The sequence below is a fragment of the Pseudomonas sp. MB-090624 genome, from assembly GCF_003205245.1.
Taxonomy (GTDB): Bacteria; Pseudomonadota; Gammaproteobacteria; order Pseudomonadales; family Pseudomonadaceae; genus Aquipseudomonas; species Aquipseudomonas juntendi.
Window position 1 is genome coordinate 1 of sequence record NZ_QJRK01000012.1, and the last position, 25,969, is coordinate 25,969.

Genomic DNA, 25,969 nt, shown 5'->3' on the forward strand with positions numbered 1-25,969 from the left:
ACCATCGGTTACGGACTGCCGGACTTCGCAGAGGAACTCAACTACGGAGTCGATCTATCAACCATCTGAGGGTGGTATCAGATTGATGGGGTGAAGGTGCCCCATCAACCATTAAATCCGTATACCCAGATAATCTTAAATGAAGCATCGGCCCAGCCTCGGAGATGGAGAGCGGCTAGGCCAGTTGGGGGGGCAAGCAGAACACCAGCTTACCATGCGAAGGTTCTAGCAAACCGAGCTGCTAAACCGGCGCGAAGTCAGGTCGCATGCTTCTTAGCGCGGCTCAGGTCCTGTACTCGTGAGGCCGAAATGCCTGCGAGTTTGGCCAACAATGAATGGGGGATAACACCCAAGAGGTGGTTGTATCTAACAGCTCTGGATACGCGCTCGTAAGGCTTCACGCCGAGAAAATCACGGCGCTTTTCGATGATGCTGTAAGGGACCCCTACAATGCGGCTGATCTTGGCGATCGACATGCTGTGCAATAGGGATTCGTAACCCAGCAAAGGACCATGGAAGTCCTGCAGAGGGTAACCGTCCGGCCAACTCACCTTCCTGACCCCGACGCCAAAGGCGATGGTGTCCACCTAATTTAAGTGGACACCATTTCTAGCCTTTTAAGCGGGTCTTTCCATGCAGTCACAACGCCGTTCCTATTCAAAATCCTTCAAGGCCCAAGTTGTCCAAGAGTGCGCCCAGCCCGGCGCATCGATTGCCAGCGTCGCGCAGAAGCACAGCCTTAACGCGAACCTCGTACATAAATGGATTAGGGTACTCACGAACAAAACTATGGCGCTGCAACCTGCTTTCATTCCAGTGCCCTTGCCGCTAGCCGGAGGACATTCGCAGGCAGCTTCATCAAGTATCTGCATTGAAATCCAGCACCCGCGTGGCACCGTCAAAGTGAACTGGCCGACCGAAAGCGCTGTCGCCTGTGCCACCTTTCTGCGAGACCTGTTGGAATGATTCGGATCGATGCCATCTGGCTTGCCACCGAGCCTATGGACATGCGCGCCGGTACCGAGACCGCGCTGGCCAGGGTGATCGCGGTGTTCGGTGTGGCGAAGCCGCACTGCGCATACCTCTTCGCTAATCGCCGTGCCAACCGAATGAAAGTCTTGGTGCATGACGGTGTGGGCATTTGGCTGGCAGCGCGACGATTGAACCAAGGCAAGTTTCATTGGCCCGGCATCCGTCACGGATCGGAAGTCGAACTCGATAACGAGCAACTTCAAGCCTTGGTACTGGGTTTGCCGTGGCAGCGGGTCGGCGCAGGCAGCGCGATCACAGTGCTTTAGCCCCTGCCATTAGCCCATCGGTTTATCGCTGTTGACGACCTGCTCTGACACAATCAGCGGCATGACTTCCTCGCCCAATCTCGACCAGATGACACCGGAACAGCTGCGCGGCTTGGCCGAACAGGCTATGCAGTTGCTGTCCCAGGTCGACTCCATGAGCCAGAAAATCCAACGCCTCGAAACGGTCAACGAGCAACTGGCTCATGAAATCGCCATCCTCAAGCGACACAAGTTCGCCAAGCGCAGCGAGCAACTGAGCCCCGACCAAGGCAGTCTGCTTGATGATCTGCTCGATACCGATATCGCAGCTATCGAAGCCGAGCTGAAGGCAGCCAATCCGCCGGCCGCACCGGCCGAGCCACGTCATAAGCCCAAGCGTGCACCACTGCCGCCGCAGTTTCCGCGAACCGTGATCCGTCACGAACCAGAGAATACTCAGTGCGTGTGCGGCTGCCAGCTTCAGCGAATCGGCGAAGACGTCAGCGAGAAGCTCGATTACACTCCGGGCGTGTTCACAGTTGAGCGGCATGTGCGTGGAAAATGGACGTGCCGTCAGTGTGAAACACTGATCCAGGCGCCTGTACCGGCCCAAGTGATCGACAAGGGCATCCCGACCGCAGGCCTTTTGGCCCACGTGATGGTGGCGAAGTTCGCCGACCATTTACCGCTGTACCGGCAGGAGAAGATTTTTGGTCGGGCCGGACTGCCCATCGCCCGTTCGACACTGGCGCAATGGATCGGACAGACCGGTGTGCAGCTCCAGCCTCTGGTCGATGCGCTGCGTGAGCATGTGTTGGCCCAGGGCGTGATCCACGCCGATGAGACCCCGGTTCAGATGCTCGCACCAGGCGAAAAGAAAACCCACCGCGCTTACGTGTGGGCCTATAGCACCACGCCTTTCTCGGCCCTAAAGGCCGTGGTCTACGACTTCAGCCCCAGCCGTGCCGGCGAACATGCGCGTAACTTCCTGGGCACGTGGAACGGTAAGCTGGTCTGCGATGACTTCGCCGGCTACAAGGCCAGCTTCGAGCTGGGCATCACCGAAATCGGCTGCATGGCCCATGCACGCCGCAAATTCTTCGACCTGCATGCAGCCAATAAAAGCCAGTTGGCGGAGCAGGCGCTTCACTCGATTGGCGGGTTGTATGAAGTCGAGCGACACGCCAAGGAAATGAGCGACGAAGCCCGCTGGCGATTACGTCAGGAAACAGCGGTGCCCATCGCTGAAAAACTGCATGAGTGGATGTTGGCCCAACGCGAACTTGTGCCCGAGGGTTCGGCCACGGCCAAGGCCCTGGATTACAGCCTTAAACGCTGGGTAGCGCTGACGCGCTACCTGGAAGATGGTGCTGTGCCCATCGACAATAACCAGATCGAGAATTTGATCCGGCCGTGGGCGCTTGGGCGCTCGAACTGGTTATTTGCCGGGTCGCTGCGCAGTGGAAAAAGGGCGGCGGCAATCATGAGCCTGATCCAGTCGGCGCGTATGAATGGGCACGATCCGTATGCCTATCTCAAGGATGTACTGATGCGGCTTCCGACACAGCGGGCGAGCGAAATCACGCAATTACTCCCGCAGCATTGGATGCTTGCCTGAGGCAGGCTAAGTGGACTTCGCCAAATAGTCAGCTCAAAGGCTGATTGGCATCAACAATTCGGAAGCGACTTTTCTCAGCATGTAGGTTTCGCGCAGAATTGACTGCCCCATCGAAGACTCGTGACGCTGCATGACGGCTTCATTGTGTGCGATGGCTTCATGCAGGTTGATCCAGACAGGCCGCATACCATTAGCGATTTCGTGGCTTTCCATTCTCACCGGCTCTAGCTGGGGCGCTACTTCGCATTGATAAAAATGCGAGGTCATGTGCATCAGATCGTACTGTGGCTTTTGGTAGGGCCGGTACTCCTCGATGTAACCGTAGTGCTGGAGCACCTGTATTTCACGAGCACCAGTCTCTTCCTCAAGCTCACGCTTCAGGCCTGCGACAATGTCCTCGTCACCATCAAGGCCGCCTCCAGGAAAGCTGAAATCGTTATAGCGCTCGGTGAACAGCAACAGGATCTGTTCACCCCGCATCACGATGCCGCGAGCTGCATGTCGACGGAATACTCTGCCCTGCTTGGATTTCAGCTCGGGGTGAACAATTTCAGTTATGAGTTGCATGTGGTCTCGTAGCGGCAAGATCAGTTAGTCATCGTCCAGGGTGGCCACGGTATTTCCTCAGTTCTGGAAATACTGTGGCCAGTGGAACTGGCTCAGCGAAGCAGCAATAAGGGTACAGTGGATGTACGCAGCATCGTCGTGGTCGTGCTGCCTATCAGAAACTGCCTGATGCGTGAGTGCCCGTACGCCCCCATGACCAAGAGGTCAATGCCGTGCTCTGCCTGATACGCATGCAGTGTGGACTCTACTTCGCCTGGGCGGATCTCGGAATGCACCAGCGAGCCGGAAGACGCAAGCGTGGTTCGTGCCTTCTCCAGCGCGTTCTGGTTGTCTTCAGAATCCGTTCCAACCATGACGATATGAATTGGCAGGCCTTCGCACAGCGGGCTTGAAGCAAGCATCTGTAAGGTCTTGTGGCCTGTTGCGCTGCCGTCAAATGCCACCATGACCGTTTCAGGTTTCCTGAAATGGCTGGTTGTAATCAGGGTGGGGCGGTGGATAGTTCGGACTATCGCTTCAATCTGGCTGCCAAGACTTTGGGCACTGCGCGTGCTGTCCTCACCGACTCTTCCAATCACCAGTAACCGAATATCGTCTTGGAGATCGCTCAGGCTCTCGACGAGATGGCCATGGCGCTGCTTCATATCAGGTGACATGGCGCCAGAGTGAACTGTTCGCTCGCGAGCTTTTTCAAGCATGTGCTGCCCATGCTCCAACGCCAGTTTTGCCCGCTGCGCATCCAGCATGGCCAACTCTTCCAGCAGATGTTCTCTGCTACCGAGACCGATATTGCCGCTGAGGTCAGCGGATGCAGGATATTTCTCCTTATCCAGCACATGAAGCAAGGTCAGGGGAGCGCTGAGTCGTTGCGAGGCCCATGCTGCGTAATCGCAGACCGCCAATGAGGATTGTGAGTTATCAATGCATGCCATTACGCGGGTCATTGTCGTTCTCCTTAGTGGCTCATGAGCTTGTCGATGGCACCGGGTTTGTCATGCACGCCGAAGCGGTCAACGATTGTCGCGCTGGCTTCATTGAGACCGAGCACTTCAACCTCAGCGCCTTCGCGTCGGAACTTGATCACGACCTTATCCAGCGCTGCGACGGCGGTGATATCCCAGAAATGCGCCTGTGTGAGATCGATGGTGACCTTGTTGAGCGCCTCCTTGAAGTCAAAAACCTCAGTGAACTTGTCCGCAGAGCTAAAGAACACCTGGCCCACGACGCGGTAAGTCCGATGCGATTTCGTCTCTTCAAGAGTGCTCTTGATATCCAGGTAGTGCCCGACCTTGTTTGCGAAGAACAGGGAGGCCAGCAGCACACCTACCAGTACGCCGTAAGCCAGATTGTGAGTGGCCACGACGACTACGACGGTCGCCACCATGACGAGGTTGGTCGACAGCGGATGCTCTTTCAGATTACGCAAGGAATCCCAGCTAAAGGTGCCGATGGACACCATGATCATCACAGCCACGAGTGCCGCCATAGGGATTTTGGAGAGCCACTCGCCAAGAAATACCACCATCAGCAGCAGGAAAACGCCGGCACACAATGTCGAGAGACGGGTGCGGCCACCAGATTTCACGTTGATGATCGACTGGCCGATCATGGCGCAACCTGCCATGCCGCCAAGCATGCCGGCAGCGATGTTGGCCACACCCTGGCCTTTGCACTCGCGGTTTTTGTTGCTGGTGGTGTCGGTAAGGTCGTCGACGATGGTCGCGGTCATCATTGATTCGAGTAGACCCACTACTGCCAACGCAGCCGAGTACGGGAAAATGATGCGCAGGGTTTCAAAATTCAGCGGAACTTCAGGCCAGAGGAAGATCGGGAGCGTATCAGGCAGTTGGCCCATGTCACCGACGGTGCGGATATCCAAACCGAGGTAAATGGCGATGGCAGTCAGCGTCAGAATGCACACCAATGGAGAGGGAATCACCTTGCCGATTTTCGGTACATACGGGAACAGGTAGATGATTCCCAGGCCCGCAGCGGTCATGGCATAGACATGCCAGGTGACATTGGTCAGCTCAGGCAATTGCGCCATAAAAATCAGAATCGCTAATGCGTTTACGAAGCCGGTGACTACCGAGCGTGAAACAAAGCGCATCAACGAGCCGAGCTTCAGGTAGCCGGCAAGGATTTGAAGTACGCCACATAGTAGCGTCGCGGCCAGCAGGTACTGGAGTCCATGCTCTTTTACCAGCGTAACCATCAGCAGTGCCATGGCGCCTGTCGCCGCCGAGATCATTCCGGGGCGCCCGCCGACAAAGGCGATGACAGCACAGATACAGAAGGAGGCGTAGAGACCGACTTTGGGATCTACCCCGGCGATGATGGAAAAGGCGATGGCTTCCGGGATCAGCGCGAGTGCGACCACCAGCCCCGCGAGCACGTCGGCACGGACGTTGGAAAACCACGTTTGTCTAAGTTTTTGCAGCATATAAATATCCAAGGCAAAGCATCGCGCACGCCAAGGGAGTGGCGAGCGAATCGATACAAATTCAAATTTTGAGGATTTTTTGCTGTGTGCTTAAGGTGTAAAACCAGGCGTACAGCAGTGAGCACCCGCGAGCGAGGCTAGCGGAAGCAGGTTGTTGCGAGGGGGCGTAGCGCTAAGGCGGCGTAGGCTGCCAGTAGATCGTTTGGAGTACAGTCATGCTGATGTTCCTGTAGCTCAAGGGGTATGCGGAGCCGAAGTATACAATGAAGCCATCGTCGATTGCGACCCGCTGGCAGGCTCTGCATGACCTACGTCAGATACAGGCTTATTCAATGGGTATACCTGCGGGCAAGGCTTTGTTTTCCACCCGTTCTTGTCCGAGCTGGTCTGTGTGCTGAGGGGTGAGTTGGCCAGACGGTTACTGCAGAGGGGCTATTTCGATGGGTTGGAGTAGAGGAGCGACTGGCTCGAACCCGAGCGACTCTCTCGCTTGCTGTACGGCATCGAGCGGCACGTCGGACACTCGAGCTATCTCTTGATCACTCACGAAGCCGAAAAGGGGCTTGTAGGCCCTCAGAGGGTGTCCTATGGGTAGGCTTTGCTGCCGCGGTTTGGGCCTAAACACCGGCAGAATTTTTTGGGACTCCCTGTAGACTTTCACCATGTGGGCCGAGACGCCGCATCGAGCTGCAACAGAACGATCCGAGATAACCCCCAGCAAGTGCGTATAAGGAGCGATAGCTTGCGCTACGGTGTAGGGCGGCAATCCATACGCTTCTCTACGGCGTTTGATGGCGTGCCTCGAAGTGCCCACCTGCAGGGACAGGTGAAGATCTTTCATGGTGCCCAGTAGGTGGTCATAGTCCCGTGGTTTACCGATCGCAGCCGGATTTACGATCCTCGGTAGGCTTGCTTCCATTCAATGCTCCAACACTTGCTAAATGCCGCCGGCATTCCGGTAAAAACTCAACTCAGTTACGCGGCAAAAGGAACATGTTAACAGCCCTCAACCTGAGAGTTCATACCATCCTTTGGGCGGACGAGGTGATCTTTCTGACAATCCAGCACTCCACTCTGAAGGGAAATCTCAGTTAGCGAGGTCGCGGATCGTGCAACCACCCAAGGCACCGAATCCGGGTTGGATCGCTCCACAACTGGTGACTTTGACGACTCGGCCTCCGCAAGGCGAATGGAGGTACGAGATCAAGTACGACGGGTATCGCCTTTTAGTCCGGATCGATGGTGACCAGGTGCAGCTTTTTACGAAGAACGGTTTTGACTGGACCGATCGTATGCCACTGCTTACCAAAGACCTAGAACGCCTGGCCGTGCATTCGGCCTGGCTCGATGGTGAGGTCGTGATCCAGGAGGATGACGGTCGACCTGCCTTCCAAGCCCTGCAGTCGGCGTTCGCCTCAAAGGCCACCGATGACCTGGTATATGTGGCCTTTGATTTGCTGTATCTCAATGGTGCGGATCTTAGAGGTGAAGCTGTCGAGCTTAGGCGACAGGTCCTCGAGGCGCTTCTTGAGCATTGCCCAATGGAGCGAGTGCGGTTCTCCGTGACATTGGATGCTGACCCGATGCAATTGCTTGCCAATGCCTGCCGGATGAACTTAGAGGGAATCGTCGGGAAGCGAGACGGTAGCCGATACAGCAGCGCGCGGGACGGTGCCTGGGTGAAGCTCAAGTGTGGCAATCGGCAAGAATTCGTCATAGCCGGCTACACACGGGCTGCAGCCGGCATTGGCTCGCTATTGCTGGGCCTGCATAACGACGATGGTCAGCTGGTCTACGCAGGGAGGGTTCGCTCCGGGATCAGCGAGCGTACCCTAAAGGCTTTACGGGTTGCTCTCGCACCGCTTGCCCAGGATCGCACCCCTCTCATCGACCCGCCCCGTATGGAGCGCGCAGGGGTTGTGTGGCTTGCCCCGCAGCAGGTGTGTGAAGTGAAGTTCGCGGAGATTACCCCGGCCGGCAAGGTTCGGCACGCCGTGTTCGTCGGGTTACGCGACGACAAGCCGGCCGACGCCATCAGCCTGGAAAACGACAGCGAGCTGGACTGAGCGGACAACTTCCTCAGAAGGTTTTCCGTTAGTCGTGTTCGTTGGAGGCCAGCTCAACACCGCCGTCCCACTCGGCCTGGACCTCGGAACCGCACGACGCACAGGCCGTCGTCACCTCGGGCGCAGATTCCGGAAGTTGCAACTGGCCGGCATGCCCACAAGCCTCGCAGCGGTAGACGTACAGCACTATCGGGGCGGTCGTATCCATGGTCACGTTTTCCTATGGTCAGGCGTAGCGCTCAAGCCGGGAATGCAGTTCAAAAATGAATTTGCTTGAACTGCGCGATTTGTCCTTTCTCCAGCATACGGACTGCACCGCTGGTCTGGGGACGTAAATACTTTAGGTCTTTCACATCGATCTTGAGCTTGCGGGCAGCCTCATCCCAATCGGCAGTGGCCAGGTTCAGAAGCAGCAAGGTGCCAGCGTTCTTGATGAAGTCAGAGCTAAAATGTGCTGGGGACTGTCCTGCCAATAGAATGGACAACCCAAACTTACGCATTTCAGTGACGATGATGTTAATAGGATTGCTAACGTCCTCATCGTTAAATTTCTTGGATTCATCCAACACAACAAGGCGCCGCAGCTTTCCACCAGACTCACCTCGTTGCATCATCTCGCGGATGATGGAACGGAGGCGGAAGCGCACGAACATTTTTAGTTCGTCCTCGGATTGAGCCAAAGGTTTCAAATTGTAGCGCCGCACCCTTGCATTACCAAACGGGGGAGGGTTTGGGTTGAAAATGCCAGTAGCGTGAAGATTCTCAAGTCGAGTGATCACACTTAATACAACGTCCTTGCTGTGGTACTTGATGACATCCTCAAACTCATGGCCAGTTTCAATATTATTTAGGAAGGTCATATGTGCCTCGGCTGCTTTGTCTTTTGCCGAATTGAGTCGCTTCTGCTGTGCCTCCATATCTGCATCATCGCCTCGCGCTTTTGCTTTTGCGAGTTCAGTACGCCTTTTGTTCACCGCCGACATGCACCTGCAATATTCCTCAAAACAGCTCAAGGCTTTTTTTCCATCGCCACTGTCGTCCACCCCCATCCAAAGTGAACGCAGCTTTCGTTTCGCAAGCCGGATCACATCAGGTAGCGTAGGGTAAACACCACGGAGGTCATTCCACTGCTTTGTCTGAATTAAGTGGCGAATTTCATCCTCGGTCGCTTCACGCCGCACCCAGGTACGAGGATCACCAGGCAGTATGCCGCGGGCGGTGTACGCATCTGTTAGCAAATGCCGAAGCACACCTTCCTGATTACCGCCGAGCTTTCTTGAGGTTGAATTGATCGACTCAATGACGTCATTCACTGCGCGACGAACACCGCCATAATGCGGATCAGTATTTAGAATGAGCGGGTTGAACCCGTAGCGTGATGACTCACTAAACATGACGGTCTCTGTGCCAGGGATCTCGATATCACCGTGATAGTCGAAGATGTCGATTTCGATCTCTTCATTCATGTTCGTCACGAACTCGCGAATCCAATGAGTTTTACCAGCACCGGATGTCCCGGCAACACCAACATGGTGATTCGAAACTCGGTCCTCTGACCAAACAACAGGTAACTCAACGTTATCTTTTTTGAGTTTCCAGTAGTCGTTCCCCAATTTGATAGCTGTGGACATAAAAACTCCTTAGTCGTCGAAGGCTTCTTCGGGTATCTCTAGATCATCCCCTTCATCACCCAGCAACTCCTCGAATTCGTCTTCATCACGAACCTGGTGGTAATAGCCGGAGAGCCCTTTCGCCTCTGCAGCGTGTACTGCTTTTCGAGCAGCTTGGAACAACACAATGCCGCGTTGTTCAGGGCTCACTTCAAACCGGGTAATAGTGTCCATGTGAGCTGCCGTTGCCACAATTTCATCGAGAACCGGATCATCCAGCTTTGGATAGTAGGCGGATTCGACTCTGCGCAACTGGGCAGTTACGTAATCGACTGAATGGTGATCGGTTATGCTGATCTTTTCGGCGCTGTGAGGTAGCCGCGAATATTCTGGTCGCTCAATTTGAAGGAACCGGTTGATACGTGCCGACAGTTTGCTAGTTTTTTTGTGCTCATCCGGGATGTAGAAACTGGAGCTCGGAACAACGCTATCTTTGAAGATGACCATGCCTTCGCCGGCTTGGAGCTTTTTCAAATCAGGCAGCTCGATCTTGTTACGTTTCTCAATATTGGCTCCCGCTTGAGCGCGGAAAGAGGACTGCATGGCACCGGAGCTTTCATCGTAGCCACCCAGGACACTGTAATACCCTTCACCGCCAGCCTTGCGGATGAAGTCGTAGGTGTCCTCAGGGTCTTCCAATGCGAGCACCCACTTAACCTTGGTATTGGCCAGCATCGAAGCAGCTTCGTCAGCTGCCTCGCCACGTTTCAGACCTTGCATGTCTTGAACTGCCGCAACCATCATGAAGCCCAGACTACGAGCCTGTGCGAACATTACAGCGATCCCTGCAGCAAAGTAGTAAGCCAGCTCATCACTGATGATGAGGTAGGGGTTGGGCGCATTGGTCGCTTTTGTGTCGAGCACCTGCTCTTTCGTCCCCTCCAGTTTGTAACCGAGGTTCTGTGCCATCATCAACCGAATGGACGAGATATAGAGCTTGCCCAGCGATGCCGCTTCGGAGGCTGATTTCTCCAGGCTCGGGATCATCACCACAAGCAGCCTATCGTTAAGCAACACATCCATCATGTCGATTTCCGGATACTTGTCGCTGAACACGTGCGAGTAGGTATCCATCATCATCGAGAAAATTCGCGAGAATTGACCAGTCAAATAGCCATGCTGGTTAAATACCTCCGCGTCCCATTTAGAAGGATCGTCCACCAAGTCGGGGTTGAAGCCCGGCAGGCCGGTCTCAAAGTACGCTTTGATAGGCAGGTAGGCAGTCTCGGGAATCAGTCCCTGCTGGCCTTCTTTGTATAGCTCGACCAGATTCTTCAGCGCGAGATAATGCCGGAAGGTAGCAACGGAAATTTCAATTTCGCCCCTGGCGCGTTTGTAGCAGAGCGTCCTGATCACTGCGTCGACCATGTTGATCGCTTTTTCTTGCCACTTCGCACCATCGCCACTGGCCGCAGGCAGCAGCGACGCCAAGAGCTGCAGCAAAAAGTCGGCAGCACCGTCACCAAAGGGATTCAGCGAGTTCGACTGCGCTCTAAAGTCCGAGGTCCACTCTTTTCCATTCTCGCGTGCCACCATGCTATCGAATGGGTCCATACCCCCGGTCAAATAGTTGAGGATCAAGAAGTCATCTTCACGGCCTAGGCGCCTGGCAAGCGACCACAGGCAAAATGCTAGGTTGGAGTCTGCTTTGCCGTCTGCGTAGCAAGCTCCCGATCCCCAGCAAAGTGCGTTGAAGAACAGCGCCATGAGAGTTTCACTTTTTCCACTGCCGGTGGTTCCAGGAATCCACATATGCGTACGGCAGTCGGAGTTGTTGAGCCAAAGTTCTCGACCTTCGTCTTCACTCCTTGCAATGCCCTCGGCGTTTGGCGTACGCAAATACCCCAGATACATGATGCCACCAGCAGCAAGGAGCTTGCGAAACGTCCGAGAGCTTTTAAATAAGCCCCACAAGGTTTTTTGTTCGACCAGTTCTTCGTAATAATCAGTTCGATCTTTACCACCGATGTCTTTTGGCATGCGCAATGGCATTCGAAAACGCTGATCATTGAAGGACATAACCATCATGCACATGATCAGTATCCAAACAGGCCACGCGGCAGGTTGATAGATCATCAACCCAATAAGTGCGAGCATCGCCAGCTTGAAGTTATTTGGCCGATGAAGTGAGACCATAAATCGGGTCCAAGCTGACCGGGTGTCTCTGGACAAGCGTCCAGCTTGGATCTCGTGTTGAGAATCGATAGCCATTAATCGTCTCCTACGCGCTCAAGGTAATGCCAATAGCGCGTTCAAATTGCAAGCTAAGCGCTTTTTTGAAGAGAGCCGCATCGCGAATACGGGCTATGACAGCCCGACCGCGCTCCGCTGCTTTAACCTGGGATTCGGGGATCTCGATATCCAGACGGTGCTTAACAAAATCGGTCAGAAAACGGCTGAGCGGTTGCGCTTGGTTCAGCATCTCAATCCAATATTCGAGACCGTTTTCTCGCAGGACACTGTCCGGGTCGGTACCTTCTGGAAGGAATAAGAATTGAGCATTTTTCCCATCGCACATTTCTTCCAAAACAACCGCAGAGGATCTTAAAGCCGCTTTTCGTCCCGCTTTATCGCCATCGAAGGCGAATGTAACGGTATCTGCGTTTTGAAAGAGCCTACGCATTTGCACATTGGTAAGGGACGTGCCCATGGGAGCAACTGCCCGCGAATCACCAGCCTGGTGGAGGCTCAACACATCGAAAAAGCCTTCGACCACCACCGCATGTCTGTCAGCGCGGATGAATTGGCGGGCGATGTTGAAGGCATACAGCTCCTCGCCTTTATGAAAAAGTTTCGTCTCTGGCGAGTTAATGTATTTAGGCGTTCGGTCAGGGCTCTCAATAACAGATCGGCCAGCAAAGCCAACCAGGGCCCCGCCGTGGTCGTGAATCGGGATCATTATCCGGCTTCGAAATCTGTCAAATAACCGGCCATCTTCGGCTTCACATACCAGACCACAATCAATCAGGATCTGCCGGTCGTGGCGCTTCAGCAGGAGATCTGCAATACCAGTACCTACGGTGCCTAAACCGTATTTACCGATCGTCTCGGAACTCAACCCTCGCTGTTGAGTCAGGTAGCCATATGACTTTGCATTCCTCTGAATGCCTCCGGCATAGAGGGTTTGGGCATCCTTGAGGGCTCGGTACATGGCTGCCAACTCTGCATTCCGGGCTTGATCTGCCGCAGTATCCTGGCAGGGCTCAGGGAGTTGGATGCCCGAAAACTCGGCAACCGCTGCAACGGCATCAGGGAAGGGCAGGTGGTGATGGTCCATCATCCACGTGATAGCGTCACCCTTCGCGTCACATCCATAGCAGCGGTAGAAATTACGCTCTGGGGAAACACTAAACGACGGCGTTTTTTCTTTGTGGAAGGGGCAACAAGCGCTAAAGTTTTTGCCCGATTTCTTCAGTGTAATGTCACGCGATATCAACCCTACCAAATCCGCTGCTTGGCGGACTCGGTCGAGAAACTCGTCACTGTATCTAACGTACTTCCCCATGGGCGATCCCTACTGAGCCTGCGTCTGTTCCAGCCACTGGGCAATAGCTGCCGCTTGGTTGGGAAGGGTGAGCGGCGTCTGCGCGCCCTGCTGGTTGATCACTGTTGGGGTGCCCAGGAACTGCAGTTTTCTGAAGACTTGGTCATTGGCCCGAACATGGGTAAGGCCTTCCTCGCATACAGGCCCATCGATCGGCCGCCCCTTGGCGATGGCTTTCCACATCGAGGCGCGCTGCTCGATCGGAGCGCAAAGCATCTGTGCGATAGGCTTGGCTGAGCCTTCACCACCGATCACCGATACAGGGAAGATCTCAACGGTATGATCCGCGGCGAGCTGCTCGAGCTCAGGCTCGAATTTCTGGCAATGAGGGCAAGAAGGATCAGAGAAGACGTAGACAGTCCCTTTAGCCCCTTCGGATAGCTTCACTGAATACTTGCCGGTAGCCACCCCGGCCTTGATCGCCTCGCGGACAATTTTCGGGTCTGTTGGTTTGGGAAGGCCGGGGATGTTAGAGAGGTCTGGGGCAGGCTGTTGGAATGTCTGTGGGTTCTGTGGGGCAAATGTCGGGGTAGGGGTCTGTGGTGTTTGGAGACCGCTTCCCGAACCATACTGCGCCTCGGTAGGCGCCTGCAGCCCGGTCAGTTTTGCCGCAAACATGTTCAGGCCGAGGGCAAAAATGATTGCGAAAGCGGGGATAACTCCCCACTTTACGATCCCTTTGGCCCGGGAGGTCCAGCGCCGGCGCAATCCATGCGAAACAATAGCGCTCTGGAGTGCATCAAAGGCGTCAGTAGCCAGTTGTTCGGTGCCAAAGGACTCGAGAACGACCTGCTCCAGCTTCCCGCCAAATGCGCTGGTCACGAGGATCTGCTTACCCTCACGCTTCAGAGACAGCCCGCGCTCCAAGGGCAACAACGATACACTCCGTTCTTCACCAGTCGAGCCGAAGTGAATGTGAAGGGTGTTGTCGTATTGACGAATCTTGTCTCGGTTCTTCATTGGATATCTCCAGTATTGAGGTCGACGAGACCAAGCTTGGCCAGATACTTTTCAACCCCGTCGATTGCATCTTCGATAAATGGCTCGGTTAATCTATAACCCGTGTCATCGGCGTAACTTTCCCAGTGGGTCTGCGTGTAAACTGCTCCCGCTTCTATAAGCGGAGCTTTACGCTTACCTAAATTCAGCGCGTAAAACAAAGGGCGGTCCATCCCTTTCAACCAACGAAACTGAGACGATGGCAATTTTCCCAAATTACTAGCTTGCTGGTGCATGGCATAAAGCATTGTTCTAGGGTAGGGGTGTTTATCAAGAAAAGTTTGAGCTTCCGGGTGTATGGCATACTTCTTGAAAGCATCGTCAGCCAAGCTCAAATCGGGGTAGCCCTTTTTTCCCTCAAAGGTGTTGTGGTGGCATGAACGATTCAGAGCGTCCAGCAGCTCCTGGGCCTTTTTCATATCGCGCCCATCCGATAACAGCCTGGCGCCGAACACTGCAAACAGGGCTCGCTCGGTAGGACTCAGCTCATTCAGGCTTTTGATCCGGCTACCCAAGTCTTTCACCAGCAGCTCCCGGCAGCGCTCCCGGTCGAGCCGTCGGTTGACGATGAGGCCACGCTGCAGAGCCCATTCTTCGGGATGGATCGCGCTGCGATGCTCCTCAGGATCTTCATTCAAAAGCAGCGTGTGCGGATCGCCGTAATACAAGGACGGGATGATTGCGGGCGAATGGTTAGACATCACCCATGGCAGCGTTTCTACTGTGATAACTCGGCGAGTTTTGTTAGCCGCGTGCCGATGCGCCGCACGAAATCCACGTAGCGCTAATATGACGGGGATGAAAATGAAAAAGTACCCGGAAATATTGAGCAGACGCAGCAAGTCAGCAAACTTTACTTGCGAGGGGTTCATCGCAAGCTGGGCCGCTTCGTATCGCCACAGGCGAATTTGATCTGGCATAAATGACCAATCAAACACACCAAGTTGGTGCCAAGCCCATTTCAACCCCCAGTAGCTGATCGTGCCGTGCCAGCGAGACCAGCACATCCAGCCAAACACAACAGGAAGTGCGATCATCACCAACCACACAACTCCCATACCATCAGACTCACCCTGGTTATGGCGCGCCATATTCCCTCCTAGAATCTCAATGAGTTGTTATATACGCGCTGTATATAGGGATATTTGAATTTCGGAGTTCTTGAGTGGTAGTGCCCAACACCGTCCCAAAAACTCCCACCGGCCTGATTAATTTCGTACCGCAGGATGTAAGCGCCGGCCCTTGCCGCCCAGCAGAAATCGCTCGTGATGAGTTCGGGCGGGACGCCGAACTCGCTTTGCAGGCGGTTTGCCCAAACCGTGTTGATCTGGAAGGGCCCGTGATCGACCGTCCCGTTCTTGTTCACGCTCTTCAACGGTTCACCGCTGCCGCTCTCGGTAAGCCATACAGCGATTAGGCCACGCAATGGCAGGCTGTAATCCCGAGCAGCCTGCACCATGCAGGCAGGTACCAGGTCTTGGGCGACATCAGGCGGTGGAGCGGGAATTGGAACCATTAGGCAATCCTTCCGTAATAACCCGTGATGGTTTATGATTTTCCGTATGATAGCTATTCTACGGAATCAAGGCAAGGCAAACCATACCAGTCGCTGGGTAGGTCCAGACGGCTCCAGACTTAAGGGTAAGGAGGGTTGATGGAAAAAATTCTTTGGATCGCTGAGAAAGAATCCCAGCTATCGCAGGGTGTATTCCCTGTGCTCAATGGACACTCTTCTGATCGTGGGGCAGGCTGGACGAAACATGGTAACGACTGGTGCGTATGGCTGGATGGACATGCCTTCCAACAGGCGACGCCTGATGACTATTTGCCGGACGATCTGCCTACTACCGGCAAGGGTCGGAAAATTTGGCGGATGGAAGATCTGCCAATTATTCCACCAGAACAACAATGGAAAATTCTGCCTGATCCTCGCAAACGGCCCCGGCTCAGCAAGCTGAAAGAGCTTCTGGCCTGGTGTGACGTTGTGTACCACCTTGGCGATCCGGATAGCGAGGGACAAAGTCTGGTCGACGAGGCGCTTGAGTACTATCGCTGCCGCAAGCCTGTTAAACGGGTGTTGATCAACGACTACAACCCCAGCAAGGTCCGCGAAGCACTCGCCAATATGCGTGACAACTCTGACCCGCTGTTCAGTGGATGGCGGTTGTGGGGGCTTGCTCGGAGCCGTTATGACTGGCTTTTGGGCATGAACGGTACAAGGGCGATGACCCTTCGAGGGCGCGACATGGGCCACCAAGGATTGCTGCCCGTTGGTAGCGTGCAAAGCCCTCTGCTGTACGTCGTCCGCGAGCGGGACCGAGCGATCGAGTCTTTCAAGCCTGTCCCTTATCAAGACATCACTGCCGTTTTCACAGCCGAAGCTGGGATTTCAATCCGCGGCCGCTGGATGCCACAGGATGACCAGGCTGGCCTGGATGAATCCGGTCGCCTGGTCGACGAAGGGGTTGCTAAATCCCTCCTTGCACGCCTGCAGGATGGTGTGCCCGGGGAAGCCTCAGTCATCGAGCACTCGGTCACCGACAAGAAGAAGGAGCCCCCACTTCCCTTGTCCATGAATGAATTGCAAATGGAAGGTTTCAGCCGCTTCGGCTACACCGGTGACGAGGTAATGGAGGCCGCGCAAAAGCTCTACGACACCTACAAGGTCATGACATATCCTCGTACCGATGTGCGCTTCCTTTCTGAAGCCCATCATGCCGAGGCGCCCTGCGTGATCGCCGGCATCATACAGCTGCGGCCAGATCTGCAGGCCATTGCTCGTGAGCTGGACCCATACCGCAAATCAGCAGCCTTCAATGATGCGAAAATGCGTACTCCCACGGGGGAACCCACCCCGCATCACGGCATCATCCCTTCAATCCCGGAAAATCCAGTCAATGTGGCTGACTGGTCGGAGCCTGAGCGGAACGTGTACGACATGGTGGTGCGGGCGTATCTTGCCCAGTTTGCAGCCGATTACCGGTATCGGTCGATGGTGTTGCGCATTCGCGTTCAGGTTGGTGAGGTGTTCGCCGCAACTGGTGTCTGCCCAACCGAGCAAGGTTGGAAAGCTGTTTACAAGGAACCCCCACCGCTGGATGGTGCGCCCGCCGAAGATGAAGGGCCCGAGGGTGAACTCCCTAATGTGCAGATCGGCGATCTGTTGCAGTGGCTGGAAGTAAGTGCAACAGGCAAGGTGACTACTGCGCCACCGCGCTTTGACGACAACATGCTCCTCGATGCAATGAAAAACTTGCATCGATACGTAGACGATGTGGAGTTGAAAAAGCGGCTCAAAGAGGGTGAGGGGATAGGTACTACTGCCACTCGTGCAGGCATCATCGCCGACATGAAGCGACGTAGCCTGTTTGTGCCGGCGGGGGGAAAGGGCAAAAAGCTCATGACCAGCCCTGAAGCCAGGAGCTTGATTGACGCTCTGCCCATGCGCGTTAAAGACCCCGCACAAGCCGGTGCCTTCAAGCGCTCGCTGGATCAAGTCGCTGATGGAGCGATGAGCCTGAGCGACTTCATGCGCTACGCCGAGGAATTCGTTCGTGACGTTGTAGCCACGGCCAAGGACGCCTCTATCACGCCCCTCCCGCCCGCAGCTGGCGAAGGCGTTCCCTGTCCTAACTGCAAGAGCGCATTGCAAAACCGGGGCAAGCGTCGCAAGCTCACTCCAGTCGGTCAAGCTGTAATGATCGGGGTAATTGCAATCAGCATTGGATGTGAATACCCAGTACAACCTTCCGATAGCCGGATGAACCGTGCTGACAAAAACTTCGCTCATGGCCGATCCTCCTTAAGCGCCGCCGCGCCGGCCGTAACTCTTCACTCCGAAAACCAAAAGCCCGCGAATCCGCGGGCTCGATGGTTTTTATTTCCAAACCTCATTCCAATTTGTCGACGAATCGGCCGCGTCACTGGTGTGTCCGACCTCTACAGGGTTGCTGATATGCGTATCGCCGCTACCGACAACGGTGCCAAGGCCGGTATCGTTGACGCCCGTTTGATTGACAGCATCAGTTACGGCCCCGTTAACCTCGCTCATGACTCCGTTGATCTGTCCATTCACCTCGGAAATCACACCGTTTACTGAGGAGCTGGCGATCGAGCAAACCTTGTCCTTGATCATTTGCCAGATGGCAGACAGATCAGGGAAAGAGGTGGTGCTGAATATGCCGGTGATCCCCCCGACACATTTGCCCAAAATGTCTGACGATGTCTGAGCAGCCGTTTGGTTGGTGTCGGCCGCGTCCTGATCTCGAGCCAGGCCGGCCTCACCACCACGCACCGCGGCTTCTCCGCTACGGCAGGTGGCAGCATGGGCTGTCACAGCCGAGCTCATGAGCAGCACAACGAGTAACGCGCGGGTCAGTGTCTTCATACCAGTCCTCCAAGAACATTCAACGGCCAGGAGCATCAAGCTCGTGCCCGGGATTTAACAGCGGGTTGCGCCGGGCTGGGCTGTTGCTTGACGGGCTCCGTCAGAGCCTCGGGCTTTGGGGAAGCGCTTGATTTCTCCCGCTCTTTACGTTGCTCGAGGAAACCCAGCTTGCGGTGCATATCCTCATCAACGTGCTTGGTAACCTTTGCCTTGAGGATCTGGTTATCAACGTTGAAAAGCACCTCATCGAAGTAAACGGCTTTCCCGTCGCCGCGGCGATTAACCGCGTTCCCGAAGCCGATCTGCGTCCACTTCTGGTCGCTTCCATCGTTGTTCGGCTGGGACAGGGTGATAAAGTTAGGCTTGATCTCACCGGTACCTGGGTCGGGGTTACGCTCATTGATGAACGCAAGGACCTGGTGCTTCTCACCGTTGACCTTCACGTATCCCTGTAGGTAATCCCCACTGCCCTGGTACAGGAGCACTGTGGTGTCGTACTGATCGTTATCCAGCTTGGTCACACCGCGAAGGATGAGTTTCTGTCCCGTATTGCTGTCAGCGTTTGCCATACCAACCTCCTGAGGAGTGGTTGAGTCACTGGTTGAAGCGCCGGTAATGTCCCCGGGTACACCGGAGTTGCTCGACCTGCCTTGAAGGCCAGCGCCAAAGCCTTCAATCTGGGATTCGGGGGTATGCTCATCCTTGATAAAGGCTTTCGCCATGATCCAGTCGTACTCGTTCACTGGTGCCGGCACAGGACGGCCTGTTTTGTCGAACCAGTAGTACTGATCGGTCGCAGGCTCTGGCCCAAGAGCGGCCAGATCGTGCTCAAGCTCTTCCAGCGACTTGCTCCAGGTACTGATGGCCTCAGACTGATCTCGCCACCAGGCGGCGGCGTTTACCGCAACAAGGTTCTCAGCCTGTTGCAGATCGGAGTCCCCAAATGGCACTCCCTCAGTTGCCTGGAAATGTCGCTGCTCGACCGCTGCTGCAGCTAAATCCCCCAGTTCTACTTCATCAGCAGCCTGTGGAGCTTCTCCTGTACAGTCCAGAGTTCTGGACTTCTCGTACTCGGAGATAGCACCAGCAAGCACGGCGATATCCGCGCCTGGATCGTTGATCATTGGCTGGGGGATGCGCTGACCATTAAGGAAGGTTGCAGGAGCGCTCTCGAGCTTGCCCGTCCCGCACAATTCAGTGTGGATACCGGTCGGTTGCCCTTCACGGTCGAAATAGGCAATGGAGTACGTGACACCATCGACCCTTTCCGATTCGTTCACTAGACCAATTTTCGCGGTGTAGCCGTGCTTAGCAGCCTCGCTGTTCAGCAATTCCCACCTAGCTGAAGGCGTCGTATCTGAGTCATAGGGATACTGGCTGTAGCTATCCAGCGTGAACGACTCCAAAACTTCTGTCGGAATTGAATCCGTCGAGGAGCGAGGGGGGATATCTGTGCCTTGATGATTTTTCAGTGAGGCCAGATAAGCAGCATCTATCTGTTCAATTGCTTCGATGACTTCATCTGGATCCCAGCAATTCTCTAACTGGTACATCCGGTCAAACTCATTGCTGCCAGGCTCGGGCAGTGGCCCGTACTGCTTATCAGCGTCTGCCAGCAGCTCTCTAGCTATGGCGTAACCCTCTGATGCTTCCATCTGCCCGCGGAAGTGCGTATTGAGCTTGCCGAGCTCACTGTCCAGCTTGGCTTGGAACGCGGCGCGATATTTTGCCTCGGCCATGCAGCTTTCGATTGTCCGCAGTCCTTCCGGAGAGCTGTCATGCTCCCACATGACTGCCATAGCGTGATCCTCGGCCCGATACGGCAGCAAATCAGGGTAGTCATTGATATCACCTGTAGGCAGACCGATTGACTCAACGAATCTCGCATCGCGTCCAGCAACTGTGAGGGACTCAGCTGCCAACGGTTCGACTGGGGGGGCCTGCTCACGATCAGCTTTAGCAAGCAGAACGGCTTCCCACTCATTACGATGAACCGTTTTTTCTTCGTAACGCTCGACACGGCCATCGCTGCCACGTACCGGCACCTCTACCGTCACCTGCTTACGACCCAAGTTATTCAACGTGACGGTATCGCCTGCTGCGATTTCGTTCTCGCGGAACACTCGGGCCAGATCTACCCCCCAGGTAACACGCTCTTCTCCGTCGCTATTGCGCAACTTCACGTAGAAGCTTTTGCTTTGCTTCTTGTCGAAAAGATACGGCGCCGGGCCGAAATCTACGATCACACCCTCACGGGCATTCACAGGTGTAGGATCATTTGCGGCCGGTTCTGCAGGTGATGCCGTTTCTTCGCTGGAGGTGCCCACCTTCTCAGCGGTTGCCTCGGTCGGTTTCGGCGTTTCAGTTTGCGCGGCGGCTTTGTCTGGTACAGCTGCAATGGGTGGCAAGCCGAGCAGTTCGCGGCGAATAGCTTCTTGTGCGGGGTTATTGAGTTCTACCGGAACCTCATGCTTGATCAGAACCGCGATCGCCCGGCGCTTAAACTCTTCACTGCCAGTGAGCTCGATAGACCCACCGAACTTCTGTTTCGCCATGTAGAGGCCGGCGAGAATGGCCATCTCATCATCTTTTGCTTCAGCCACCATGAGGATTTGCTGCCCATGGTCGATGAAAATAGGTCTGTCATGCAGGGAATAGAGGACGCTGCCATCGCGCCGCTCCTTGTAGGTGATCTCCTTCAAGAGCTCGCTAATCTGGATTTTTGGATCCTGATCAACACTTTCTTGATCTAAATCAGGGTTTCCACGGCCAAAACCGTTACCGAATGCTTCATGCCCCCTCAAATGCGAAATAATTTCGCTGTAAAGGGCCTGGTCTAGTTCCTTTAGCAATTCCGCATATGTATCGTATGCGAAAATATTCTGATAAACGGTAGTTGCTGCTTCAGCTGTATTCTTGGCGTCAATTGAGCGCCATGACGACAGGTCTGCAGCAACCCAATGTCTGACCAACGCAGTAGGGACGGCCGCAGCCTCTTCTTCGGAAGGTTGGCTATTTAGCCAGGCTTGGTACGCCTTAGCACGACGTTCGATCGCTTCACGGGGAGAGGCCTCCGTTGCCTGCGGCGAATTCAATCGCTCGTAGACAGCTTGGCGGAACTCTTGCATCAAGGCTTCGCTTACTTCGCTCATGGCAATCCTGCCTCCTTCCGGATGGTGGGGTAGTCCGTTGCCCTGAGCCCCCCGTGGAGGGGCTGGGTAAAGTTGGGTTAAGCGCGTCGCTCTGGGCTGGACCGTGACTGCTGAAATTTCGTATTGTGTATATTATTCAAAATTCAGCGGAATGGGAAGCTCCGCGCCCTAAGGCCCAGGAGGGCTACGTCTGCTACATTTGAGGGGATCAAATGTCCTTTGGAACTGATGAAATTCAGCCAATTTGTGGGACGGATTTGGAGAGATGGCGGATCGAGAACGGTCTGACCAAGGTTGCTGCTGCAGACGCCTTTGGCCTGCAGAAAGCGAAGTGGGAAGAGCTAACAGGCCCGGATAAGTCGGCTGAGCAGATCAACGACCCCGTGGTGGCTATGCTGCTTTTTCTCTACAGAACGCATCCTGAGTCTTCACCGGTGCAACCGCCGTTGGATATCAAGGATTTTTACGACTATTTAGGACTGCAAGATTCGCCTCAAGATCGAGATACGTTTGCCACCCTTATTGGTAGATCGCCACCCTCGGTTTACCGCTTGATGCTTCATGATGGCAAGCCCGGTCGGCCGGTCATGAAGTGGGTTGAGGCCTTGAAGCGCATGGATTTGACACCTAAACAGTGCAAACGCGTGATGCAGGATGTCGTAAGTAAGGTAGGTGAACGACAGAAGGTGGAAAGGGTCTTGATTCAGGGTTGGTCAAAAGGTGGCATTGGTGAGCACGACTGAGAAAACAGACTCGCACATTATCGAGCTCTCCAGCGTTTACTTCTACGCTGGCCCAGCGCCGCGGGCGATCGCCTTGAAGGACTGCGGCGCGCTACTCAACGGGCAACCTGGGGACGTGTTCCCGGCACTGTACGGGTATCAGAGCAAGCAGGACGGCTTTATGGCGGCTCGGGCGTACGCTGACAAAAACCGACTCCATTTTACTGTTATCGATTTCCTGGTGGAGCTTGATCACAAGCAGAATCCACTCATGATGAAGCCGGAGGACCTGGCCAACCACGACTTTGTGTCGTTTGCCAGAATGTCCAGGAGCATGATGGATGATCTGCAGGATCTTCTGCGGGAAAGGTTGGTCTGCGAAGGCTTGACCCCGACAAAGACTGAATTGGCGAAGCCTCATCTATTGCTGCAGCAACGCCCCGAGTTGTTGAGCACACTGACGGCCGCTCCGGACTGGGAACATATGAAGGTAATTGCCTATCCTGCCAAGGTGGCCTTCAGTGAGAAGCCATTGACGGTAGGAGTGCTCCCCCATAAACACTGGTCGGCAATCAAGGAGGCGACTTGCCGCCTCAACCCCGGTATCCGGATCACGTTAGAACCTCCAGGGCCAGCCAGTACCGACGCTGCACCATTGGCTGCACAAGCCAGCAGGGACCGAGGTCCTCGAGCACGCTGAACGACTGACATCAAAAAACCGCCTCTCAGGGCGGTTTTTTTCTAATCTCTGAATCGGTTCCTGTACCACCACGGCCGTGACACGATCCGACCTCCGCGCATGAAGCCCAGGAACTTGTTCCAGCAAACATCCAGGGTCCACCCAATATGAGCCATGACGCCGAAGCAGACGATGATCATCACTGCGGTGATCCATACCCACGGTTTATGCCCTACATACAGACAGGCCATCAACGGCAGATAAGCCCCGCAGGGTATGCCGAAGGCCTTGGGTGAGATTGATGCGCCTCTCCAGCTAGATGCCATGGTTTAGACCCTCCAACTCCCAGCGTTTCTTGAACTCTTTAGCGCCGGCCAGGCTGATGAACTCGCCAGCATCAATGCGATCCGCTTGGAACAAACGCCAGGCTTTGTCATCCAGGGTGGCCTCGGCCTTCTCCAGTAAACCCCGAATGAACCGGCCCCAGTCCGTGTAAGGAAGGGACTGTAGTTCATTGCGCACCTCACGATCGAACACCAGGTACTCACGGATCGCAGCTCGCTTGCCGTCCGTGGTTTTGAGCAGGCGTTGAACCAGAATGACACGTAAGGCACCGGCCAGGCGTGAAGCCATACCGGCTTGCTGGTCAGGTGGATAGGTTTGAATTGCACGGTTGATCGTCTCAGCAACAGACTCGGTGTGCATGGTGGCAAAGCATAAGTGACCAGTCAGCCCAGCCTCAGTCATTGCCTCGATCGTCTCGCGGTCCCGAGCTTCACCGATACCGATGATACTGGGTTTACGACGCATGGCATTCCGAAGTGCTTTCGGGAAGTCGCCAATGTCTCTACGCAGTTGCGATTGCGACGGTTGCGGTCCCAACCAGTGCGGACCACCAAGTACATACTCGATGGGGTCCTCATAGGTGATCACTTTCCGGTCGGGCATTTCTGTCCCTGCCTTCTTGTACAGGCCCGCGAGGAAAGTTGTTTTTCCAGACCCAGTGGGTCCGCAGACCAGAACCAGGCCCATTTCTGCGTAGCAGCCCCGGATCAAGTCGGGCTCGATTCCCATTTTATCGATATCAGGCAGATCCGACGGAATCACCCGCATGGTGATCGAATAAGCCTCATCGATGCTGGCTATGCGCGCTTGAACAAAGTTGGTCCGAAAGCGAAGCGTGGTACCCCGAGCCAGCCCAAACTCTTCTCCAGCCAGCTCCAAGGCACGGTCAACACCCTCATCACCCTGCTTGATCATGCTTTCAATTTCAGCGGACCAAGCCGACGCCATCAACGGTGATAGCTGACCTTGCTTGATTGTCGTCGTTGACGCTTTCAGTTGCCGTCCATGCAGCTCGACCCAAATGTAGTCGCCGCCTTGTACGAGAATGTCAGACACCCCCCGATCCGCACACAGCTTCAGAAAGCGCATGAAATTATCGGGAGACAAGTCGCCCTCGAAATTGTACGGATCGAATATTGGACTCGTCACTTGGTCGCACCATCACCGGTCTGCCGGTACTGCGTTTTGACCGTAGGGCGCCATTTTTTAGGATCAGTCTCGAACGTCGCACGGCCGGTTACGCGACGCAATTTGTCGCCAAGCATCATTTGCTTACCATCACCCGTAACAGTCTGCTGGCTTTCAGCCACGCTGGTCGAGCTGATCATGTCGTTCTGCAGAAGAGAGGAATAGAGGTGCATGCCGAGGTAATCGCGGGTCAAACGATTGAAATTGGCGGCGAGGATAGCGTCCGCTTGTTTGTAACCATCGTCCCAACCTTTACGGACTGCTACCTCCCAGATTTCAGCCTCGTCACTGTCTTGAGGGCGTGCTTCGAAGTCGGGCAGTTCAACACTGGCATTCAGAGGCAGGCCAACATAGAGGTAGTCACGCCAAGTAGGGGGAACACTCACAAACCGTTCCTCCCGCTCAATTTTGTAGACGCGATTCGCTGTTCGGACCTGGTCTTGAGAGAACGCAGCAACGTCCCGGGCTTCTACGATAACTGGTGGAAGCGTGCCGTTCTTAGCGATCATGGGAGCGAACTTGAACATTGCATCGAGTGACGGCGATCGTGCGTTAAGGCCATCAACCAGCTCACGAGCTCGAGCTGCCATACCGCCGCGGAAGCCGACAGTGTTACCCATGTCGGTCAGCAATTGATTGCGAATGTCGGTGACCTTGGTGGTCGCTTTTGACTGTGGTTTCAGCAACGAGTCGAGATCAGGCGGTGCCGTTTCAACGACTGGAGCGCTTGTCTGCCCGCTGGCATCAAGCTCGGGGGTTTCACCCGCATGGACAGCAAGCGAAACCATCAGAGGCAACAATGCGAAAATCCGCTTCATAGCGTACCTCCAGCTCAGGCCTGAGGCCGGTTGTAATGAAGTTCCAACTTCCCGGGCGTCTGGGTCACATTGGCGCGGTAGCCAACTTGGGAGCGAATCATCAGCATCAAGGTGTTGTAGGGCACCTTGTTTACATCGATGTCGACCGGCAGCGGCATACGCACGCCCATGAACGAGAACTCAAGCCCACGATCCCGAGCCAAGGCTGCTAACAGTTCGACTGCATCGCCCTGCCACTTGAGCGACACACGCTGCTTGTCGTCCACGATGGTCGACGGAAGGCGCATCACCACGCGGCTATTAATCGCGCCCTGCTGATATAGGTCGGCCTGAGCCATCTCAATGCGTTGCGACGCTTCGAGGATCTGTTGGTCGATCAGCTGCTGGGCCGATTCGTCCGGTTTCTTCGATGCGCAGCCCCCAAGGGCAAGAGCCAAGGCAACCAGTGCCAGTGGGTAACGTGTGTTGGCCATTATCAAACCCTCCGTTGATTT

At 55.0% G+C, this 25,969-nt stretch carries 23 protein-coding genes; 7 read left to right on the forward strand and 16 right to left on the reverse strand.

All coding sequences use genetic code 11. The annotated features are described in order from the left end of the window. Positions 1-257 precede the first annotated feature (257 nt). Entirely contained in the window at positions 258-587 is a 330-nt protein-coding gene (locus DMX12_RS08640) for a hypothetical protein (protein ID WP_146226821.1), read from the reverse strand. Between the two features lie 46 nt (positions 588-633). Between DMX12_RS08640 and DMX12_RS08645 the strand changes: the two genes are divergently transcribed. The 3 genes from DMX12_RS08645 (at position 634) to DMX12_RS08655 (ending at position 2,895) form a co-directional block, all read left to right on the forward strand. Beyond that, positions 634-966, forward strand: a complete 333-nt coding sequence (locus DMX12_RS08645; RefSeq protein WP_009684096.1) for a transposase — start codon at positions 634-636, stop codon at positions 964-966. After that, positions 963-1,298 carry an IS66 family insertion sequence element accessory protein TnpB gene (tnpB, locus tag DMX12_RS29880; protein WP_009684097.1) on the forward strand — a complete coding sequence of 112 codons (336 nt, stop codon included), beginning with the start codon at positions 963-965 and terminating at the stop codon, positions 1,296-1,298. The genes DMX12_RS08645 and tnpB overlap by 4 nt, the downstream gene beginning before the upstream one ends. Before the next feature lie 61 nt (positions 1,299-1,359). After that, positions 1,360-2,895, forward strand: coding sequence for an IS66 family transposase (locus DMX12_RS08655; RefSeq protein ID WP_009684098.1), 1,536 nt, complete (start codon positions 1,360-1,362; stop codon positions 2,893-2,895). A gap of 33 nt (positions 2,896-2,928) precedes the next feature. On the opposite strand, the gene DMX12_RS08660 is transcribed toward DMX12_RS08655, so the two are convergent. The 3 genes from DMX12_RS08660 to DMX12_RS08670 all read right to left on the reverse strand — a co-directional run bounded on the left by DMX12_RS08660 (position 2,929) and on the right by DMX12_RS08670 (position 5,905). Next, entirely contained in the window at positions 2,929-3,462 is a 534-nt protein-coding gene (locus tag DMX12_RS08660; RefSeq protein ID WP_009684099.1) for an NUDIX hydrolase, read from the reverse strand. A 92-nt stretch (positions 3,463-3,554) separates the two neighbouring features. Beyond that, positions 3,555-4,406, reverse strand: coding sequence for a universal stress protein (locus DMX12_RS08665; protein ID WP_012316922.1), 852 nt, complete (start codon positions 4,404-4,406; stop codon positions 3,555-3,557). Between the two features lie 11 nt (positions 4,407-4,417). Next, positions 4,418-5,905 (reverse strand): SulP family inorganic anion transporter, encoded by a 1,488-nt coding sequence (locus DMX12_RS08670; protein WP_009684101.1) that lies wholly within the window; start codon positions 5,903-5,905, stop codon positions 4,418-4,420. Positions 5,906-7,014: 1,109 nt separating this feature from the next. Here DMX12_RS08670 and ligD point away from each other — a divergent pair. Beyond that, positions 7,015-7,971 (forward strand): non-homologous end-joining DNA ligase, encoded by a 957-nt coding sequence (gene ligD / locus DMX12_RS08685; RefSeq protein WP_158622667.1) that lies wholly within the window; start codon positions 7,015-7,017, stop codon positions 7,969-7,971. Between the two features lie 28 nt (positions 7,972-7,999). On the opposite strand, the gene DMX12_RS08690 is transcribed toward ligD, so the two are convergent. The 7 genes from DMX12_RS08690 to DMX12_RS08720 are packed head-to-tail and all read right to left on the reverse strand — an operon-like array spanning position 8,000 to position 15,700. Continuing rightward, entirely contained in the window at positions 8,000-8,179 is a 180-nt protein-coding gene (locus tag DMX12_RS08690) for a zinc ribbon domain-containing protein (RefSeq protein ID WP_009682473.1), read from the reverse strand. 49 nt (positions 8,180-8,228) lie between these two features. Next, complete coding sequence (locus DMX12_RS08695; protein WP_009682474.1) at positions 8,229-9,602, reverse strand: hypothetical protein; 1,374 nt, start codon at positions 9,600-9,602, stop codon at positions 8,229-8,231. A gap of 9 nt (positions 9,603-9,611) precedes the next feature. Beyond that, positions 9,612-11,852 carry a hypothetical protein gene (locus DMX12_RS08700; protein ID WP_009682475.1) on the reverse strand — a complete coding sequence of 747 codons (2,241 nt, stop codon included), beginning with the start codon at positions 11,850-11,852 and terminating at the stop codon, positions 9,612-9,614. A gap of 10 nt (positions 11,853-11,862) precedes the next feature. After that, positions 11,863-13,146, reverse strand: a complete 1,284-nt coding sequence (gene dnaG / locus DMX12_RS08705) for a DNA primase (protein ID WP_009682476.1) — start codon at positions 13,144-13,146, stop codon at positions 11,863-11,865. A gap of 9 nt (positions 13,147-13,155) precedes the next feature. After that, entirely contained in the window at positions 13,156-14,145 is a 990-nt protein-coding gene (locus DMX12_RS08710) for a DsbC family protein (RefSeq protein WP_009682477.1), read from the reverse strand. Then, positions 14,142-15,275: a hypothetical protein gene (locus DMX12_RS08715; protein WP_009682478.1), complete on the reverse strand. Its 1,134-nt coding sequence runs from the start codon at positions 15,273-15,275 to the stop codon at positions 14,142-14,144. The genes DMX12_RS08710 and DMX12_RS08715 overlap by 4 nt, the downstream gene beginning before the upstream one ends. Before the next feature lie 8 nt (positions 15,276-15,283). Beyond that, entirely contained in the window at positions 15,284-15,700 is a 417-nt protein-coding gene (locus DMX12_RS08720; RefSeq protein WP_023662967.1) for a lytic transglycosylase domain-containing protein, read from the reverse strand. Positions 15,701-15,838: 138 nt separating this feature from the next. Here DMX12_RS08720 and DMX12_RS08725 point away from each other — a divergent pair, with 138 nt between their 5' ends. Further along, on the forward strand, positions 15,839-18,283 hold the full coding sequence (locus tag DMX12_RS08725) for a DNA topoisomerase (protein WP_177411255.1): 2,445 nt from the start codon (positions 15,839-15,841) through the stop codon (positions 18,281-18,283). A 323-nt stretch (positions 18,284-18,606) separates the two neighbouring features. Here the strand turns inward: DMX12_RS08725 and DMX12_RS08735 are convergent, their stop codons facing one another. Beyond that, entirely contained in the window at positions 18,607-21,723 is a 3,117-nt protein-coding gene (locus tag DMX12_RS08735) for an LPD7 domain-containing protein (protein ID WP_009682496.1), read from the reverse strand. Between the two features lie 212 nt (positions 21,724-21,935). Between DMX12_RS08735 and DMX12_RS08740 the strand changes: the two genes are divergently transcribed. Together DMX12_RS08740 and DMX12_RS08745 are read left to right on the forward strand one after the other, a co-directional pair. Next, entirely contained in the window at positions 21,936-22,466 is a 531-nt protein-coding gene (locus tag DMX12_RS08740) for a hypothetical protein (protein WP_009682497.1), read from the forward strand. Beyond that, positions 22,453-23,145, forward strand: a complete 693-nt coding sequence (locus DMX12_RS08745) for a hypothetical protein (protein ID WP_009682498.1) — start codon at positions 22,453-22,455, stop codon at positions 23,143-23,145. Before DMX12_RS08740 ends, DMX12_RS08745 begins: the two co-directional genes overlap by 14 nt. 41 nt (positions 23,146-23,186) lie before the next feature. Here the strand turns inward: DMX12_RS08745 and icmT are convergent, their stop codons facing one another. Genes icmT through DMX12_RS08765 form a run of 4 tightly spaced genes read right to left on the reverse strand, consistent with a single transcriptional unit; the run spans position 23,187 to position 25,948 of the window. Beyond that, the gene (gene icmT, locus DMX12_RS29610; RefSeq protein WP_033690317.1) at positions 23,187-23,450 is read right to left on the reverse strand and encodes an IcmT/TraK family protein; all 264 of its coding nucleotides are present in this window, start codon (positions 23,448-23,450) and stop codon (positions 23,187-23,189) included. Continuing rightward, the gene (gene traJ / locus DMX12_RS08755; RefSeq protein WP_009682500.1) at positions 23,440-24,618 is read right to left on the reverse strand and encodes a plasmid transfer ATPase TraJ; all 1,179 of its coding nucleotides are present in this window, start codon (positions 24,616-24,618) and stop codon (positions 23,440-23,442) included. The genes icmT and traJ overlap by 11 nt, the downstream gene beginning before the upstream one ends. After that, on the reverse strand, positions 24,615-25,475 hold the full coding sequence (locus tag DMX12_RS08760) for a type IV secretory system conjugative DNA transfer family protein (RefSeq protein WP_009682501.1): 861 nt from the start codon (positions 25,473-25,475) through the stop codon (positions 24,615-24,617). Before DMX12_RS08760 ends, traJ begins: the two co-directional genes overlap by 4 nt. 14 nt (positions 25,476-25,489) lie before the next feature. Further along, positions 25,490-25,948: a DotD/TraH family lipoprotein gene (locus DMX12_RS08765; protein WP_009682502.1), complete on the reverse strand. Its 459-nt coding sequence runs from the start codon at positions 25,946-25,948 to the stop codon at positions 25,490-25,492. Positions 25,949-25,969: the final 21 nt, after the last annotated feature.

Coding starts and splice junctions, on each gene's coding strand:
- DMX12_RS08645 (WP_009684096.1), top strand. CDS start 634: ATGCAGTCACAACGCCGTTCCTATTCAAAATCCTTCAAGGCCCAAGTT.
- dnaG (WP_009682476.1), bottom strand. CDS start 13,146: ATGGGGAAGTACGTTAGATACAGTGACGAGTTTCTCGACCGAGTCCGC.
- DMX12_RS08740 (WP_009682497.1), top strand. CDS start 21,936: ATGTCCTTTGGAACTGATGAAATTCAGCCAATTTGTGGGACGGATTTG.
- DMX12_RS08695 (WP_009682474.1), bottom strand. CDS start 9,602: ATGTCCACAGCTATCAAATTGGGGAACGACTACTGGAAACTCAAAAAA.
- DMX12_RS08660 (WP_009684099.1), bottom strand. CDS start 3,462: ATGCAACTCATAACTGAAATTGTTCACCCCGAGCTGAAATCCAAGCAG.
- DMX12_RS08715 (WP_009682478.1), bottom strand. CDS start 15,275: ATGGCGCGCCATAACCAGGGTGAGTCTGATGGTATGGGAGTTGTGTGG.
- DMX12_RS08765 (WP_009682502.1), bottom strand. CDS start 25,948: ATGGCCAACACACGTTACCCACTGGCACTGGTTGCCTTGGCTCTTGCC.
- DMX12_RS08670 (WP_009684101.1), bottom strand. CDS start 5,905: ATGCTGCAAAAACTTAGACAAACGTGGTTTTCCAACGTCCGTGCCGAC.
- DMX12_RS08690 (WP_009682473.1), bottom strand. CDS start 8,179: ATGGATACGACCGCCCCGATAGTGCTGTACGTCTACCGCTGCGAGGCT.
- DMX12_RS08725 (WP_177411255.1), top strand. CDS start 15,839: ATGGAAAAAATTCTTTGGATCGCTGAGAAAGAATCCCAGCTATCGCAG.
- icmT (WP_033690317.1), bottom strand. CDS start 23,450: ATGGCATCTAGCTGGAGAGGCGCATCAATCTCACCCAAGGCCTTCGGC.
- DMX12_RS08760 (WP_009682501.1), bottom strand. CDS start 25,475: ATGAAGCGGATTTTCGCATTGTTGCCTCTGATGGTTTCGCTTGCTGTC.
- DMX12_RS08700 (WP_009682475.1), bottom strand. CDS start 11,852: ATGGCTATCGATTCTCAACACGAGATCCAAGCTGGACGCTTGTCCAGA.
- DMX12_RS08735 (WP_009682496.1), bottom strand. CDS start 21,723: ATGAGCGAAGTAAGCGAAGCCTTGATGCAAGAGTTCCGCCAAGCTGTC.
- DMX12_RS08720 (WP_023662967.1), bottom strand. CDS start 15,700: ATGGTTCCAATTCCCGCTCCACCGCCTGATGTCGCCCAAGACCTGGTA.
- DMX12_RS08710 (WP_009682477.1), bottom strand. CDS start 14,145: ATGAAGAACCGAGACAAGATTCGTCAATACGACAACACCCTTCACATT.
- DMX12_RS08655 (WP_009684098.1), top strand. CDS start 1,360: ATGACTTCCTCGCCCAATCTCGACCAGATGACACCGGAACAGCTGCGC.
- tnpB (WP_009684097.1), top strand. CDS start 963: ATGATTCGGATCGATGCCATCTGGCTTGCCACCGAGCCTATGGACATG.
- DMX12_RS08665 (WP_012316922.1), bottom strand. CDS start 4,406: ATGACCCGCGTAATGGCATGCATTGATAACTCACAATCCTCATTGGCG.